Source organism: Enterobacter cloacae complex sp. 342H5 (assembly GCF_050030905.1).
In the GTDB taxonomy this organism is placed as follows: domain Bacteria; phylum Pseudomonadota; class Gammaproteobacteria; order Enterobacterales; family Enterobacteriaceae; genus Enterobacter; species Enterobacter intestinihominis.
This window is the reverse complement of sequence record NZ_JBLGVB010000001.1, coordinates 4,047,725-4,062,678: the sequence shown is the minus strand read 5'-3', so window position 1 is coordinate 4,062,678 and position 14,954 is coordinate 4,047,725. Positions and strand designations below refer to the sequence as shown.

The following is a 14,954-nucleotide window of genomic DNA, read 5'->3' as shown; positions in this document are numbered from 1 at the left end:
ATGCCCGGAGTCGCAAATGGTTAACGCAGTAAAATGTAGAGGGTGTCGTTGCCACGGATAATTTGCAGGGCAATGACCGCCGGTTTACTCTCCAGCACCTTGCGCATTTCGGCAATAGACTGCACGCGAGTGCGGTTCACGCCCACGATCACGTCGTCCTGATGTAAACCTGCCTGCGCGGCCGGGCTGCTCTTCTCAACGGCAGTGACAGAAATGCCTTTCGTGCCGTCTTTAAGCTGACCGTCGCTCAGCGTTGCGCCCTGTAGCGCCGGGGAGATCTGTTCTGCACTGGCGGAAGAGGAGGTGCTCTTGTCCAGTGTCACTTCCACGGTCAGCGGTTTGCCCTCGCGGATCAGGCCCAGCTTCACTTTAGCGCCAGGCTCAGTGGTGGCAATACGCGAACGTAATTCAGCGAAGCTGCTCAGCGGTTTATCGTTCAGGCTGACAATAACGTCACCGGATTTCACGCCCGCTTTCGCAGAGCCTGAGTTGGGCAGCACTTCGCTGACAAACGCCCCGCGCTGGACGTTGAGCTTAAAGGCTTTGGCGATATCGGCGCTCATCTCCATGCCTTTAATGCCCAGCAGCCCGCGCTTAACCTCGCCAAACTGTATCAGCTGTTGAGACAGGGTTTTAGCCATGTTACTCGGAATGGCAAAACCAATCCCGATGCTACCGCCGCCTGGTGCGAGGATAGCGGTATTAATGCCGATCAGTTCGCCGTTCAGGTTAAGCAGCGCACCGCCGGAGTTGCCCCGGTTGATGGAGGCATCGGTCTGGATGAAATTTTCCAGCCCTTCGAGATTCAGGCCGCTGCGCCCCAGGGCAGAGACAATCCCGGAGGTGGCGGTCTGCCCTAAACCGAACGGATTACCGACCGCGACGGCAAAATCACCCACGCGCAGCTTATCGGAATCGGCGATGGCGATCTGGGTCAGGTTGCTGGGGTTTTGCACCTGTAGCAGGGCGATATCACTCTGATCGTCACCGCCGATCAGTTTGGCGTCAAACTCCCGGCCATCGTTCAGCTGAACGCTGATTTTATCAGCCTGGCTGATCACGTGGTTATTGGTCAGGATATAGCCTTTGGCCGCGTCGATAATCACGCCCGAACCAAGGCCTTCAAACGGCTGAGCCTGCTGATCCGGCGCCTCTTCGCCAAAATATTTCTTCAGCTCTTCGGGAATACGCTGGCTTTGGCGTGCCGTCCCTTCCACCTGAACGCTGACTACCGCAGGCAGGACTTTTTCAAGCATCGGCGCAAGGCTGGGAATGGCTTCTTGTCCTGGCACCTGCGAAGGCAGTGCCGCACTGGCGGGGAAGGACGCCGAGAGAGATAACCCGACACTTAACGCTAAGGCGCTCAACAGCTGGTTTTTTTTCTTCATCGATGCTGACTCTCGTATCCTGGAATGAAAAAGAACGGCCCCAAAAACATCTTGATGTTATTGAATTTTCAACCGCTGAACAATGAGGTGTTTGACTAAATAATAGCTGGGGACGGGAAGAAAGGACGGGCGCATAAGGTGCGCCCGTAAAATTTATTCAGGTTGTGCGATTAATCGCGTTTTACGCCACCGCGCAGCAGGCCGGACGCGCCGTCTGAATAGTCGCGTGGCATCTGAACCGGTGCCTGATCGTTACCGGCTTCAGAGTCCGCCAGACGATTGCGGAAGGGGTTACTCTCCGCGGTCATTTCCGGCAGCAGGCTGCTGGAGCTTTTCGCCATGTGCTGGTAGAGCTGGCGATAATCTGTCGCCATGTTGTCCAGCAGCTCAGCGCTACGGGCAAAGTGGCTGACCAGCTCTTCGCGGTATTCTTCCAGTTCGGCTTTGTTCTTTTCCAGTTCGTATTGCAGTGACTGCTGCTGACGCAATTTGCGGTTACCGAAACGCATGGCCACAGCACCAATGATGATGCCGACGACTAAACCGATTAGCGCATATTCCCAGGTCATGAACTTCTCCCGTTGTCTTGTTGTTCCGTAGGGTGTTGGCTCGGCTCCTGCCTGTGCCTGATTATGCCACTATAACCGCTATTTCCGCAGAAGTGGAATCCTGACGTATCATCGCGTAGTGTAGAACGGCCTTTTTTTCATCAGCCACGGCCGCTGATGAGGTTTAACTAAAGGAATAACAATAACATCATGCAAAACCTGTCCCCATCGTCGCGTTACCAACTCGCCCTGAGTGAGGGCACACACCAGCCGGATGATGTCCAGCGTGAAGCGGTAAACCGCCTGGACACGATTTACCAGGAGCTTCTGGCGAAACCCGCCGATGCGGTGCAGAGCAGTGGGCTGAAGGCGGCATTCGGCCGTTTACTGGGCAAAAAAGAGCCCACGGTAAACGCACCGGTTCGTGGCTTATATATGTGGGGCGGCGTTGGGCGGGGTAAGACCTGGCTGATGGACATGTTCTACCAGAGCCTGCCCGGCACGCGTAAGCAGCGTCTGCACTTTCACCGTTTTATGCTCCGGGTCCATGAAGAGCTGACGGCGCTCCAGGGCGAAACCGACCCGCTGGAAATCGTGGCGGACCGCTTCAAGGCGGAAACGGACGTTCTCTGCTTCGACGAATTCTTTGTTTCCGATATTACGGACGCGATGCTGCTGGGGGGGCTGATGAAAGCGCTGTTTGCGCGTGGGATCACCCTGGTGGCGACCTCAAATATCCCGCCGGATGAGCTTTATCGCAACGGTCTCCAGCGGGCGCGTTTCCTGCCAGCCATAGATGCCATTAAGCAGCACTGCGACATCATGAATGTCGACGCTGGCGTCGACTATCGTTTGCGCACGCTGACGCAGGCGCACCTGTGGCTTTCACCGCTGAACGCCGACACAGCCAGCGAGATGGATAAACTCTGGCTGGCGCTGGCAGGGGCGCCGCGGGATAACGCACCAGCGCTGGAGATTAATCATCGTCCGTTGCCGACGCTTGGCGTAGAGAACCAGACGCTGGCCGTCTCGTTTGCAACGCTCTGCGTGGACGCCCGCAGCCAGCATGACTACATTGCGCTTTCGCGACTGTTCCATACCGTTATGTTATGGGATGTGCCCGTCATGACCCCTCTCATGGAGAGCGAAGCGCGCCGCTTCATCGCGCTGGTGGACGAGTTTTATGAGCGCCACGTCAAGCTGGTAGTCAGTGCCGAGGTGCCTTTATATGAGATCTATCAGGGCGAGCGCCTGAAGTTTGAGTTCCAGCGCTGCCTGTCGCGCCTGCAAGAGATGCAGAGCGAAGAGTACCTCAAGCGTGAGCATATGCCATAAATGCTACCCTCTCCCCGTGGTAGAGGGGCTGGGGGTGAGGGCACCAGGCCTTAACAAACGCTACCCTCTCCCTGTGGGAGAGGGGCTGGGGGTGAGGGCACCAGACCTTAACAAACGCTACCCTCTCCCTGTGGGAGAGGGGCTGGGGGTGAGGGCACCAGACCGCACAATACGCAACCCCGAAAAACCCATCCCAAATCACATTTAAGGGTCGATCTTTGACCTCAACTTCTCTATAATCTTGCGACCCCACGTTACGAGAAGGTTTTTTTCCCGAAACTTTCTATGTGTCGGCATGTGCTATTCGAAGGGGTAGGTTTGCCGGACTTTGTCGTGTGAACCTCAACTGACTAAACGTTTGGGTGTTCACCAACGTGTAACTTATTATTTGGGTAAGCTTTTAATGAAAACTTTTACAGCTAAACCAGAAACCGTACAGCGCGACTGGTATGTTGTTGACGCGACCGGTAAAACTCTGGGCCGTCTGGCTACTGAACTGGCTCGTCGCCTGCGCGGTAAGCATAAAGCGGAATATACTCCGCACGTTGATACCGGTGATTACATCATCGTTCTGAACGCTGACAAAGTTGCTGTTACCGGCAACAAGCGTACTGACAAAATGTACTACCACCACACCGGCCACATCGGTGGTATCAAAGAAGCGACCTTTGAAGAGATGATTGCCCGCCGTCCTGAGCGTGTGATTGAAATCGCGGTTAAAGGCATGCTGCCAAAAGGCCCGCTGGGTCGTGCTATGTTCCGTAAACTGAAAGTTTACGCAGGCAACGAGCACAACCACGCGGCACAGCAACCGCAAGTTCTTGACATCTAATCGGGATTATAGGCAATGGCTGAAAATCAATACTACGGCACTGGTCGCCGCAAAAGTTCCGCAGCTCGCGTTTTCATTAAACCGGGCAGTGGTAAAATCGTAATTAACCAGCGTTCTCTGGAACAATACTTCGGTCGCGAAACTGCCCGCATGGTAGTTCGCCAGCCGCTGGAACTGGTTGATATGGTAGAAAAACTGGATCTGTACATCACCGTTAAAGGTGGTGGTATCTCCGGTCAGGCAGGTGCGATCCGTCACGGTATCACCCGCGCGCTGATGGAGTACGACGAATCCCTGCGTTCTGAACTGCGTAAAGCTGGCTTCGTTACTCGTGACGCTCGTCAGGTTGAACGTAAGAAAGTGGGTCTGCGTAAAGCACGTCGTCGTCCACAGTTCTCCAAACGTTAATCTATTCTGCTTACGCAGAACGATTGGCGAAAAACCCGCTTCGGCGGGTTTTTTTATGGATAATGCGCAGGTTATCCACAGTAACATTTCATATATCTTCTCTTTTTCCACATTTCCGGCATCCCCTCACCACAAAGCCATCAAAATCTGGTAAACTATCATCCAATTTTATGCCCAAATATCGGTGAATACTCGATTTTTGTTCGATTCTTGAACAATGTGTTTTCTCTGGGATGGGCGATACATCATCTGGCTGGCCCCGTTGGGCTGGTAGCAGTAAAAATTCTGAATATACCTGGAGGTTTTCATGGCTGTCGCTGCCAACAAACGTTCGGTAATGACGCTGTTTTCTGGTCCTACTGACATTTATAGCCATCAGGTTCGTATCGTGCTGGCCGAGAAGGGTGTCAGTTTTGAGATCGAGCATGTGGAAAAGGATAACCCGCCTCAGGATCTGATCGATCTCAACCCGAGCCAAAGCGTACCGACGCTGGTGGATCGTGAGCTGACCCTGTGGGAATCCCGTATCATTATGGAATACCTGGATGAGCGTTTCCCGCATCCGCCGCTGATGCCTGTTTACCCTGTTGCGCGTGGTGAAAGCCGCCTGTACATGCAGCGTATCGAGAAAGACTGGTACTCGCTGATGAACGTTATCGTTAACGGTTCCTCTTCAGAAGCGGATGCTGCGCGTAAACAGCTGCGTGAAGAGCTGCTGGCGATTGCGCCGGTATTTGGTCAAAAACCTTTCTTCCTGAGCGATGAGTTCAGCCTGGTAGATTGCTACCTGGCACCGCTGCTGTGGCGCCTGCCAACCCTGGGCGTAGAATTCAGCGGTCCTGGCGCGAAAGAGCTGAAAGGCTACATGACTCGCGTCTTCGAACGCGACTCTTTCCTGGCATCCTTAACTGAACCGGAGCGCGAAATGCGTCTCGGCCGAGGCTAATGACTGTGGAAATGTCACAACTTTCACCACGCCGTCCGTATCTGCTGCGCGCCTTCTATGAATGGCTGCTGGATAACCAGCTCACGCCGCACCTGGTTGTGGATGTGACGTTGCCGGGCGTGCAGGTTCCAATGGAATACGCACGCGACGGACAGATTGTACTGAATATTGCGCCACGTGCAGTGGGTAACCTGGAACTGGCGAACGACGAAGTGCGCTTTAATGCGCGTTTCGGCGGCGTGCCGCGTCAGGTTTCCGTTCCGCTGGCTGCGGTTCTGGCTATTTACGCCCGTGAAAACGGTGCAGGTACCATGTTCGAACCGGAAGCGGCTTATGATGAAGAGGTCGCCAGCCTGAACGATGATGGGACATCCGATGAACGTGAAAGCGACACGGTAATGTCTGTGATTGATGGCGATAAACCCGACCATCACGACGACAATGACCCTGATGACGATCCGCCTCCGCGCGGTGGTCGTCCGGCACTCCGTGTCGTCAAATAAACTTCATAAAGCACAATATTTTTCCGAACCTGCACAACTGTGCAGGTTTTTTTATTTTCTGCATAAAATTACTCTCTAAAAAACTTGTGTCTTTGCAAAAGATATAGGTCTATTAATTGGCATGGGATTAATCTTGTTGGGTTATTTTCTGTAGGACAGTTAAATTTATCTTCAATAATGTTTTATTTTAATTTGATTGTATCCGATATCACCCTGTGAAAATATATATGTGCGTTAACAAAAACGGATTTTCTTTTAAGGACAAATTATGAATATCACTTTTAAAAAATTATTTTCATCTGCTGCTATTTGTGCAGCCCTCGCCATGTCAAATGCACACGCTGCTAATGATGTGACGTTGAAAGTTATTGGTAATATCGTTCCTGGTTCCTGCGTACCCTCACTGCCAAACGGTGGCGTGGTAGATTATGGCACAATGCCAGCTTCTACCATCAATCCAACTGGCACGGCGAATACACTGGTTCAGTTGGGGGCTAAAAGTATTACTCTCACTATTACCTGTGACAGCGATACCAGCGTTGGGGTGACTTCTACGGATAACCGCCATGATACTCGTGTGGGCCTGGGGAGCGCCGCTTATATTGAAAATGGGTTTTTCGATAATGTAAATGCTAACGCTTCAGGAAACGCCTATGGCTTGGGTAAAACGAGTGCGGGTGTGAATATTGGCTCCTATGTCATTGCAGCAGATCCCGTTAATACAACAACAGATGGTGTTGTCGCTGATCTCATTGCAGCCACAGGTACCGATACATCAAATTATACCTGGGTAAAATCCAGTACGGGTGCTTTTGCACCAGTTAACAGTGGCACAGGCCAGACACGTGTCTTTACGGCTGCTGCATCGGGAACCACCACACCAAAAGCTTTTAAAGTTATGAATATGCCGTTACGCATTACAACTGCGCTTCAGGACAACACTGTATTGGGTACAGGCGATACTATCACGCTTGACGGTAATGCCACGCTGAGCCTTGTTTATCTTTGATATTCGTTATTGCTAAATGCTGTAGAAAATAAATCGGGAAATGAAAATAATGGAATTTAAAAAAGTACTCTCGGCAGCAACCGTCGCCGTAGCCTTCGGTTTATCCGCTTTTGCTGCCCAGGCCGCTAACGATGTTACGCTGAAAGTTGTCGGTACGATTAACCCGGCTGCATGTACGCCGACCCTGCCTGATGGCGGCGTTGTAGATTATGGAACGGTACTGAACCAAAATATTGCACCGACCGGTGCGACAAACAAGCTGGTACAATTGGGGCAGAAAAGCATCACGCTAAATATCAGTTGCGAAAGCAACATGAGCGTTGCTTTTACCTCCACCGATAACCGCCTGGACAGTCGCGTTAACCTGTCTTCAACCGCGTTTATCGCAGGTAGCGGTACGGATAAATCAGACTTCAGCAACACCGCTGGTGCCTTTGGTCTGGGTAAAACCACCGCTGGCGTGAGCATTGGTGCTTACACCGTTGCCATCAATACTGAAGCGGTCACAGCGGATGGCGCGAATGTTGACACCCTGGTAACAGGGAGCATCACTGAAGGCCAGCGTTCCTGGGAGAAAGTTGCGCCAGGCCTGGGTTACCTCTGCTCGCTTAATGGCTGCACGGGCTACCAAAAAGCGAATACCGTAGCAACAGCCGGTACCACGCAGCCAAAAGCCTTCAAACAGCTTAGCGTGCCGTTGCTGGTTACCTCTGCAGTGCAGGATAACTCGGTATTAGGTACGACTGACGTAATTACGCTGGACGGTAACGCAACCATTAGTCTGGTATATCTCTAATAATTTAACGCTTAATTAACGTGGCAATGGTTAGAGTATTTAAAAGCCATTGTCACGCTTTTTTTGCATTAAAATAGCTTTCTCTGCCGCAAGAATAATAAAAATAATGCCGGTATGATTTTTATTTATTTATGTGAGTGGAAAGTCATGAAGAAAATTCTATATCTTGCGTTGTTGGCTGTAGCGACAAAGTGTTGTGCCACCGGTATGGTTCCAGAAACATCGGTTTTATTAGTCGATGCACAAAAAGGCGAAGCCAGTATGAATGTTAAAAATACGGATTCGCAACCTGCATTGCTTTATACAAACATTGTAGATTTACCTGATAGCGATAAATCTATTCGTTTAATCGTTTCTCAACCTGTAGTCCGTGTCGACGCCGGGGAAACACAGCGAATGCGTTTTCTGCTGCAAACCAGCAAACCCATGAAGTATGAAGAACTTAAACGCGTCACGTTCGAAGGCATTCCTCCAAAGGAGAAAGGAGAAGATAAAGTTGCGTTGACTATCCGCCAGGATCTTCCTGTTGTAATTCATCCTGCGGGTCTACCTGAGGAGACGCAGCCATGGAAATTTTTGACATGGAACAAAAAGGGTGATGGCCTGGTTATCAACAATCCCAGCGATTACGTTGTTCGTATAACGGCATCCTTTAAAACATTACCCTCAGGAAAAGCGGGTGTGCTGGATAAGACCTACATCCTTCCTCACACCTCGATAAAAACAACATTACCAAATTTCTCTGATAATAAAGTTGAATTCTATCCGGCGAGTCGTTACGGCTATAAAGGGGATCGCTTTACTACAGATTTGAAGTAAGCCTCTATAAGGACAGCAAAGGATATGCAGCAAAAAACGTTACTCGCCTGTCTCATTGGCCTGGTCTGTTCTGGCCAGGCGATGGCTCAGCAGATGGAGACTGCTGCCATTAATTTTGATCAGGAAACGCTTCGTTCACTGGGGATAAACCCGGACGTATCAAATTATTTCTCCCGCAAGACGAAGTATTTACCGGGTAGCGTTTCCGTCGCTCTGAAGGTGAATGGTGATAATAAAGGCAACGTTATTGCTCGTTTCGACAACAACGGCGATCTCTGTTTCGACAAACCTTTTATGGAGCAGGCAGGATTAAAAGTTCCCTCTGACTATGAGTCCGGCTGCTACGATTATACCGGTCATATCCCGAGCGCTATTGTGGAGGCTTCGCCTGCGCAAGAATCTCTAAGTCTGGTTGTACCGGCGGATCGGATAGCAAACAGCGAATCGGATATCGGAGCTTATACTTCCGGTGGCACTGCTGCGCTGTTGAATTATTCTCTTCTCTCCTCGCGCAATGAGTTTGGTGACGGGCACTCTGACTATTCACAGGCCATGCTGGACGGTGGGGTCAATTTCGACGACTGGATCTTACGTACTCAGCAACTGCTGAGCCGGAGCGACGGAGAATTCGAGAGTAATAACTCGTCGACCTATTTGCAGCATACTTTTGTCCCCCTGAAAAGTACCCTGAGGGCGGGCGAGGTCAATATCAATAACTCCCTTCTTCAGGGAACGGGAATCTATGGTATCGAGCTTTCACCGGAGAGCGCCTTACAACAGGGCGGTAGCGGAGTGAGCGTGTCCGGTATCGCCAATACGCCTCAGGCCCGTATTGAAGTGCGTCAGCAAAATGTTCTGGTGTACAGCACACTGGTGCCGGTCGGGCCGTTTAATCTCACCGATGTGCCGGTACGTAACGGCGTTAGCGATCTGAACGTGACGGTAGTGGAAACCGATGGCAGCCAGCACAGCTATGTGGTGCCCGCAGCTCTGTATAACCAGAGCGCAGGGGCGCCTTCAGGATATCACTTCGCGCTGGGACGAGTGAGCGATAGCTATAGTGAAACGCCATGGGTAGCCAGCCTTTCTGGAGGCTGGAAACTAAGCGAACGGGTGAATGTCAACGCAGGCTCAATCGTAGGCGAAGATTACCAGGCTGTCGCCACCAGCCTTGATACAGTGCCGCTACCAGCCTGGCTTGTTTCACTCCAGGCGAACCAGTCCAACGATTCGAAAGATTCACTGAAAGGGCAGAGGTACACGCTATCGGCAACATGGAGTTCTGACCCCGCATTTGGCATGGGGGCTAACGCCTCTGTTACGCATAAATCGCAAGACTATCGCGAACTTTTTGAAGCACTGGATGATGATTTCGACAGCGGTAATAAAAATGAGTATTCCGCCGGGCTGACCTGGAGTGTGCCCTACTTAGGCACGCTTAGCACCAGCTACTACCAAACGCAGGGTTATGATAAGTCAGATAATTCCCGCTTCATCTCTGCGGGTTGGAACAAGTCATTCAAGTACGCCACGATTTCCATGAACTGGCAACATCAGTTGAGTGCAGATGAGGAGAATGAGGATGATGGCGATCTGTTCTACGTCAACTTCAGTATTCCTTTTGGTGCCAGCAATAGCGTTAGCCTGTACAGCCGTCATGATGACCATAAAACGCGGTATGGCGCCTCTGCGCTTGGCGTTGTAAGTGATACCACATCCTGGTCGCTGGGAGCTGAACACGATCAGGCCACGAATCGCGATAATGTAAACGGTGGGATAAGCAGCAACCTTCACTATACGCAGCTTGGCCTGAGCGCCAGTTCGGATAACGAGAATAGCCGCAGCTATTCAGGATCGCTACAGGGGGGCATCGCGGTTCATGGACAAGGCGGTACGTTCTCTCCATGGGCGATCCGCGACACGTTCGCGATCGCTGCTCTGGATAAACCCGTCTCCGGTGTGAGGATTGACACGCCCCAGGGGCCGGTATGGACCGACTTCCGTGGTCAGGCAGTGGTACCGTCAGTGGGAGCCTGGCGCCCAGCGCGGGTAGAAGTGGATACGGAAACATTGCCGAAAAATATGGATATCGGGAATGGAACCCGTGTCGTCACGCTTGGCAAAGGAGCGGTAGGGCATCTTGATTTTACTGCGTTAACCCAGCGACGTGCACTGGTGAACGTTACCCTGGCAAACGGTAAAAAGCTGCCGAAAGGGATCGCCCTTGAGGATTCGCACGGAAATTATCTTACGACCTCAGTGGATGACGGCGTGGTCTTTTTTAACGATGTTGAACCTGCTCAACAGGTGGTGGCAAAACTGGATAACGGCACCTGTGCATTTGGTCTGAAGCTTCCGAAAGAGGCAAATACCGATACATTCTATGAAACTGTCAATGAGGTGTGTAAATGAAGGCGCTTATTTTAGCCGTGTGCGCAATGGCGTTTTCTCTGCATGCTATGGCTGACTGCCAGTTAGTATCAAGCCAGCAAAAACTCAGCTATGGCCGTATGAGTGCCGCAGAGCGCCAGGCGGAAGGGAACAGGTTGATTGAGATGCCGGAGAAACAGATTGTCCTGAACGTGATATGCGATGAACCGTCGCGTATTCGTCTCTTTCTGGGCAGTAACGTACCGAAAGGGCATGAATTTGGTTTTGGTGATAACGGCGTCATGCGCGTTACTGCCGCGCAGGCAACGGTGGACGATCGTACAGTCAATCTGGCGGCTATCCATGCCGGCGACCCGTGGGTTACCAATGGCGGCGTGAGAGAGATCGCGCCAGCGCTTAACGAAGGGATTGCGTTTATCAACGGTCAGGAGCTGCGGGGAAAAACGGCGTCTGTCACGCTTACCATCAAACCGCGCTTCAAAAGTAACCATATTACGGACAGAGAAGTGTGGCGCGGAAATTTACGCGTAAGGATGGATGTACAATGAAAAAGCGTATAGCGCTATTACTCTGCGGAATGTCTGCCGCTTCAGCGGTATGGGCAACTGATACGGTCAATATTGATGTGGATGTCACCGTTGACGCTGCCGCCTGTACACCGGCGTTGAGCAATGGCGGTGTGGCAGATTTCGGCACGCGCTATGCGGGGTCGCTCTCCTCCAGCGCATTCACACAGCTTGGTACTCGCGATCTTACACTATCGGTGACGTGTGAATCTTCTACGGGAGTTGCGATTACCGCGCGTGATACCCGCGCCAGTTCCGTGGTCGTTGGCAAAGATAAATCCGGGCAAGAAGGGGTAAAATTCCAGATAAATAACGGTGCCTATGTGCGTGATACGACCCGCCTGTTTGGTTTAGGATTGACCAGCGAGCAGAAGCCGATTGGCAGTTATGGGGTGCAAATTAACGCGGCAGGCGTGACGGCAGCCGACGAAAGTGCCGCTGTTCAGGTGGAGATCGCCGGGGCCGCGACCAAAAATGGTCCATGGACGCGCACGACGCTATTGCCCTTGCCGACCCAGCAGGACTTTTTCTATACGTTTGTGCAAAAAGGCACGGATATTCCGCAGCCGATCTCATCGGCGGTCGTTCCGCTACAGGTGAGTGCCGCAGTCGCCAACGGGCTTGGCAGCGGGCAAGAAATCAAGCTGGACGGCGAGGCGGTGATTACGCTGGTCTATTTATAATCTCTTTCTGCAAAAGAATATCGAAAATAGACGCGCCAGTTCACCGCTGGCGCCGCGCTTACCAGGTCTGCAAAGAGGCTGCGATTTGTAGACCTGATAAAGCGTAAACAGGCTGATACGTCTCCGGATGAGATTTCCTGAAGCGATAATTACCGTTTAAAGGTTACCGCTTCCGGCTGCGTCAGATGCAGCGTTGTCTGGCTGGGTACCGTCTCGGCGATAACCCGCCCGTGACGAACAGAATAACGCGCAGGCGTCTGGCGACGAACCGCATCAAAGCCATTTTCGGCCGGTAAAACAACCAGGTTCGCAGAATTACCCACCTTCACGCCGTAGTCCTGCAGGTTGAGCGTTTTCGCGCTGTGGGTGGTGATCAGATTCAGCCCGTCGTTAATCTGCCCGTACCCCATCAGCTGGCAGACGTGTAAACCCATATGCAGCACCTGCAACATATTGGCGGTGCCCAGGGGATACCACGGATCGAAAACGTCATCATGCCCAAAGCAGACGTTGATCCCCGCCTCCAGCATCTCTTTCACGCGCGTTACGCCGCGGCGCTTAGGATAGGTGTCGAAACGGCCCTGAAGGTGGATGTTCACCAGCGGATTGGCGACGAAGTTGATGCCCGACATTTTCAGCAAACGAAACAGGCGGGACGCGTAGGCGCCATTATAGGAGTGCATCGCTGTGGTATGGCTGGCGGTAACGCGCGCGCCCATCCCATCACGGTGCGCCAGCGCGGCGACGGTTTCCACGAAGCGCGACTGTTCATCATCGATTTCGTCGCAGTGTACGTCGATCAGCCTGTCGTACTTCTGCGCCAGTGCGAAGGTTTTGTGCAACGACTCCACACCATACTCGCGGGTAAATTCAAAGTGCGGAATTGCGCCAATGACGTCCGCCCCCATACGCACCGCCTCTTCCAGCAACGCTTCACCGTTGGGATAAGAAAGAATGCCCTCCTGGGGGAACGCCACGATTTGCAGATCGACCCACGGGGCGACCTCCTGCTTCACTTCCAGCATCGCTTTCAGCGCCGTCAGCGTGGGATCGGAGACGTCAACGTGAGTACGCACATGCTGAATGCCGTTGGCCATCTGCCATTTCAGCGTCTGCATTGCGCGGGTCTTAACATCTTCGTGGGTGAGCAGCGCCTTACGTTCAGCCCAGCGCTCAATCCCCTCGAATAAGGTACCAGACTGGTTCCAGCTCGGTTCACCAGCCGTTTGAGTGGTATCCAGATGGATATGCGGCTCAACGAAAGGGGGAATGACCAGCCCGCCTTCAGCATCAAGCACCTGGCCCGCAGGTGACGATGCCGCGTCCTGCGGTTCAATACGGCTAAAGCGCCCGTTTTCAATTGCGATCTGCCATAACCCCTCTTGCCCCTGTAAACGGGCCTGACGAATGGTGAGGGTATTATTCTGCATGTGGAGCCTCCGGGGCGGTAGCAAAGGTACGTCTGACTAAGGGGGTTAACAGAAGGTAGCTGAATACGCCGCCGAGGACCGCATTCACCGGCACTATACCGGGAATAATATTCCCGGCAGCCACGCCGAGCGCGACCGAAAGAATGGCTACCCAGTTGACCGGCACAAAGGTAGCGCTATGGAAGCTGGCGTAGCGGCGGCGGTTGATCAGATAGTCGGCGATAATCACCCCACCGACGGGAGGGATCGCCGCCGACAGAAAGGTGAGCCAGCCGACAAAGTTATTGTACAGCCACAGCGCGCAGAGCGTGCCGATAATACCGTTAACCACCGACAGCGTGCGGCTGGAAAGGCCGGTCACGTTGGCAAAGCCCAGACCCGACGCATAGAGCGCGTTGTCGTTGGTTGTCCAGATGTTCAGGCCGAGAACGATAATGGCGGGCAGCAGTAGCCCCTGAGCGATCATCACGTCCGAGATATCCGCCTGTCCAACTGCCGCGGCGCCTGCCGCACCGAAGATAAACATCAGCGAGTTGCCAAGGAAAAACGCCACCATTGCCACCACCACGGCGCCTTTCGCGTTACGCCCAAAGCGGACGAAGTCGGCGGTCAGCGTTCCGGCGCTGATGAAGGAGCCGACGACCAGCGCCAGCGCGCCTGAAAAACTGAGCGGGGTCTGTGGCACCATCGCTTTTAAATGATCCAGCCCGCCCACGCCGTGCACCGCCAGCCAGACGGAGTAGCTGCCGAGGATAACTATCGCGGGAACGGCGATGATCGACAGAATCGTCAGCGCTGAGATACCAAAGAAGATGGTCATGGTCATCAACAGACCGGATACCGCGATCAGGATATTGACGTCGATGCCCGTGGCTTTACTCACCGGGATGGCAAACATCGCTACGCCGACGCCAAACCATCCTACCTGCGTACCGCCTAAAAGCATGGAGGGAAGCCAGGAACCTTTTATACCGAACGAGTAACGCGCAAGAAGATGGGTTGAGAGGCCGGTTTTTGCGCCAATGTAGCCAAGAAAAGCAGTGTAAATACCGAGGAGGAGATTGCCGAAGAGAACTGCGAGGAAGAAATCATTATAGGAAAGACCGGTACCGAGCGTACCTCCGGTCCACATACTGGCGGAAAAAAAGGTTAACCCTAACATCACAAAAGTGAGTGGAACCACGCCTTTCCGCGCCGCCAGAGGGACGGGGCCCTGGCTATAATTGTTATCTTGCGACACAACGCCTCCTTGAATTTTGGCCAAAAAATCCGCCGCATAATATACATTTTTTTCATGAAA

Annotated in this window: 15 protein-coding genes; 11 read left to right on the top strand and 4 right to left on the bottom strand. The window is 52.7% G+C overall.

Annotated elements, in window-relative coordinates; translation table 11 throughout:
• Nucleotides 1-20 precede the first annotated feature (20 nt).
• Together degQ and zapG are read right to left on the bottom strand one after the other, a co-directional pair.
• Nucleotides 21-1,388, bottom strand: a complete 1,368-nt coding sequence (degQ, locus tag ACQG03_RS19365; RefSeq protein WP_022649555.1) for a serine endoprotease DegQ — start codon at nt 1,386-1,388, stop codon at nt 21-23.
• A gap of 170 nt (nt 1,389-1,558) precedes the next feature.
• Nucleotides 1,559-1,957 (bottom strand): Z-ring associated protein ZapG, encoded by a 399-nt coding sequence (gene zapG / locus ACQG03_RS19360; RefSeq protein ID WP_022649554.1) that lies wholly within the window; start codon nt 1,955-1,957, stop codon nt 1,559-1,561.
• 189 nt (nt 1,958-2,146) lie between these two features.
• On the opposite strand from zapG, the gene zapE reads away from it, so the two are divergent.
• From zapE to ACQG03_RS19305, 11 genes are all read left to right on the top strand, one after another.
• Nucleotides 2,147-3,271 (top strand): cell division protein ZapE, encoded by a 1,125-nt coding sequence (gene zapE, locus ACQG03_RS19355; RefSeq protein ID WP_022649553.1) that lies wholly within the window; start codon nt 2,147-2,149, stop codon nt 3,269-3,271.
• A gap of 403 nt (nt 3,272-3,674) precedes the next feature.
• Nucleotides 3,675-4,103 carry a 50S ribosomal protein L13 gene (rplM, locus tag ACQG03_RS19350; protein WP_003860434.1) on the top strand — a complete coding sequence of 143 codons (429 nt, stop codon included), beginning with the start codon at nt 3,675-3,677 and terminating at the stop codon, nt 4,101-4,103.
• A gap of 15 nt (nt 4,104-4,118) precedes the next feature.
• Nucleotides 4,119-4,511 (top strand): 30S ribosomal protein S9, encoded by a 393-nt coding sequence (gene rpsI / locus ACQG03_RS19345; RefSeq protein WP_003860436.1) that lies wholly within the window; start codon nt 4,119-4,121, stop codon nt 4,509-4,511.
• A gap of 307 nt (nt 4,512-4,818) precedes the next feature.
• Nucleotides 4,819-5,457 carry a stringent starvation protein SspA gene (gene sspA / locus ACQG03_RS19340; RefSeq protein WP_003860438.1) on the top strand — a complete coding sequence of 213 codons (639 nt, stop codon included), beginning with the start codon at nt 4,819-4,821 and terminating at the stop codon, nt 5,455-5,457.
• A 5-nt stretch (nt 5,458-5,462) separates the two neighbouring features.
• On the top strand, nt 5,463-5,960 hold the full coding sequence (gene sspB, locus ACQG03_RS19335; protein WP_032622090.1) for a ClpXP protease specificity-enhancing factor: 498 nt from the start codon (nt 5,463-5,465) through the stop codon (nt 5,958-5,960).
• 268 nt (nt 5,961-6,228) lie between these two features.
• Nucleotides 6,229-6,969: a DUF1120 domain-containing protein gene (locus tag ACQG03_RS19330; RefSeq protein ID WP_022649551.1), complete on the top strand. Its 741-nt coding sequence runs from the start codon at nt 6,229-6,231 to the stop codon at nt 6,967-6,969.
• 49 nt (nt 6,970-7,018) lie between these two features.
• Nucleotides 7,019-7,765 (top strand): DUF1120 domain-containing protein, encoded by a 747-nt coding sequence (locus ACQG03_RS19325; protein WP_022649550.1) that lies wholly within the window; start codon nt 7,019-7,021, stop codon nt 7,763-7,765.
• A gap of 147 nt (nt 7,766-7,912) precedes the next feature.
• Nucleotides 7,913-8,584 (top strand): fimbria/pilus chaperone family protein, encoded by a 672-nt coding sequence (locus ACQG03_RS19320; protein ID WP_022649549.1) that lies wholly within the window; start codon nt 7,913-7,915, stop codon nt 8,582-8,584.
• Nucleotides 8,585-8,608: 24 nt separating this feature from the next.
• Nucleotides 8,609-10,996, top strand: a complete 2,388-nt coding sequence (locus ACQG03_RS19315; protein ID WP_063163484.1) for a fimbrial biogenesis usher protein — start codon at nt 8,609-8,611, stop codon at nt 10,994-10,996.
• The gene (locus ACQG03_RS19310; RefSeq protein ID WP_032626444.1) at nt 10,993-11,523 is read left to right on the top strand and encodes a hypothetical protein; all 531 of its coding nucleotides are present in this window, start codon (nt 10,993-10,995) and stop codon (nt 11,521-11,523) included. The genes ACQG03_RS19315 and ACQG03_RS19310 overlap by 4 nt, the downstream gene beginning before the upstream one ends.
• Nucleotides 11,520-12,224: a DUF1120 domain-containing protein gene (locus ACQG03_RS19305; RefSeq protein WP_022649546.1), complete on the top strand. Its 705-nt coding sequence runs from the start codon at nt 11,520-11,522 to the stop codon at nt 12,222-12,224. Before ACQG03_RS19310 ends, ACQG03_RS19305 begins: the two co-directional genes overlap by 4 nt.
• A 149-nt stretch (nt 12,225-12,373) precedes the next feature.
• Here ACQG03_RS19305 and codA read toward each other — a convergent pair whose 3' ends face one another.
• Nucleotides 12,374-13,654: a cytosine/isoguanine deaminase gene (codA, locus tag ACQG03_RS19300; RefSeq protein WP_063146516.1), complete on the bottom strand. Its 1,281-nt coding sequence runs from the start codon at nt 13,652-13,654 to the stop codon at nt 12,374-12,376.
• Nucleotides 13,644-14,894 (bottom strand): cytosine permease, encoded by a 1,251-nt coding sequence (gene codB, locus ACQG03_RS19295; protein WP_063163485.1) that lies wholly within the window; start codon nt 14,892-14,894, stop codon nt 13,644-13,646. The genes codA and codB overlap by 11 nt, the downstream gene beginning before the upstream one ends.
• Nucleotides 14,895-14,954: the final 60 nt, after the last annotated feature.

Excerpts from the sequence above, each read along its gene's own strand:
- degQ (WP_022649555.1), bottom strand. The coding sequence starts at position 1,388 with ATGAAGAAAAAAAACCAGCTGTTGAGCGCCTTAGCGTTAAGTGTCGGG.
- zapG (WP_022649554.1), bottom strand. The coding sequence starts at position 1,957 with ATGACCTGGGAATATGCGCTAATCGGTTTAGTCGTCGGCATCATCATT.
- zapE (WP_022649553.1), top strand. The coding sequence starts at position 2,147 with ATGCAAAACCTGTCCCCATCGTCGCGTTACCAACTCGCCCTGAGTGAG.
- rplM (WP_003860434.1), top strand. The coding sequence starts at position 3,675 with ATGAAAACTTTTACAGCTAAACCAGAAACCGTACAGCGCGACTGGTAT.
- rpsI (WP_003860436.1), top strand. The coding sequence starts at position 4,119 with ATGGCTGAAAATCAATACTACGGCACTGGTCGCCGCAAAAGTTCCGCA.
- sspA (WP_003860438.1), top strand. The coding sequence starts at position 4,819 with ATGGCTGTCGCTGCCAACAAACGTTCGGTAATGACGCTGTTTTCTGGT.
- ACQG03_RS19330 (WP_022649551.1), top strand. The coding sequence starts at position 6,229 with ATGAATATCACTTTTAAAAAATTATTTTCATCTGCTGCTATTTGTGCA.
- ACQG03_RS19325 (WP_022649550.1), top strand. The coding sequence starts at position 7,019 with ATGGAATTTAAAAAAGTACTCTCGGCAGCAACCGTCGCCGTAGCCTTC.
- ACQG03_RS19320 (WP_022649549.1), top strand. The coding sequence starts at position 7,913 with ATGAAGAAAATTCTATATCTTGCGTTGTTGGCTGTAGCGACAAAGTGT.
- ACQG03_RS19315 (WP_063163484.1), top strand. The coding sequence starts at position 8,609 with ATGCAGCAAAAAACGTTACTCGCCTGTCTCATTGGCCTGGTCTGTTCT.
- ACQG03_RS19310 (WP_032626444.1), top strand. The coding sequence starts at position 10,993 with ATGAAGGCGCTTATTTTAGCCGTGTGCGCAATGGCGTTTTCTCTGCAT.
- ACQG03_RS19305 (WP_022649546.1), top strand. The coding sequence starts at position 11,520 with ATGAAAAAGCGTATAGCGCTATTACTCTGCGGAATGTCTGCCGCTTCA.
- codA (WP_063146516.1), bottom strand. The coding sequence starts at position 13,654 with ATGCAGAATAATACCCTCACCATTCGTCAGGCCCGTTTACAGGGGCAA.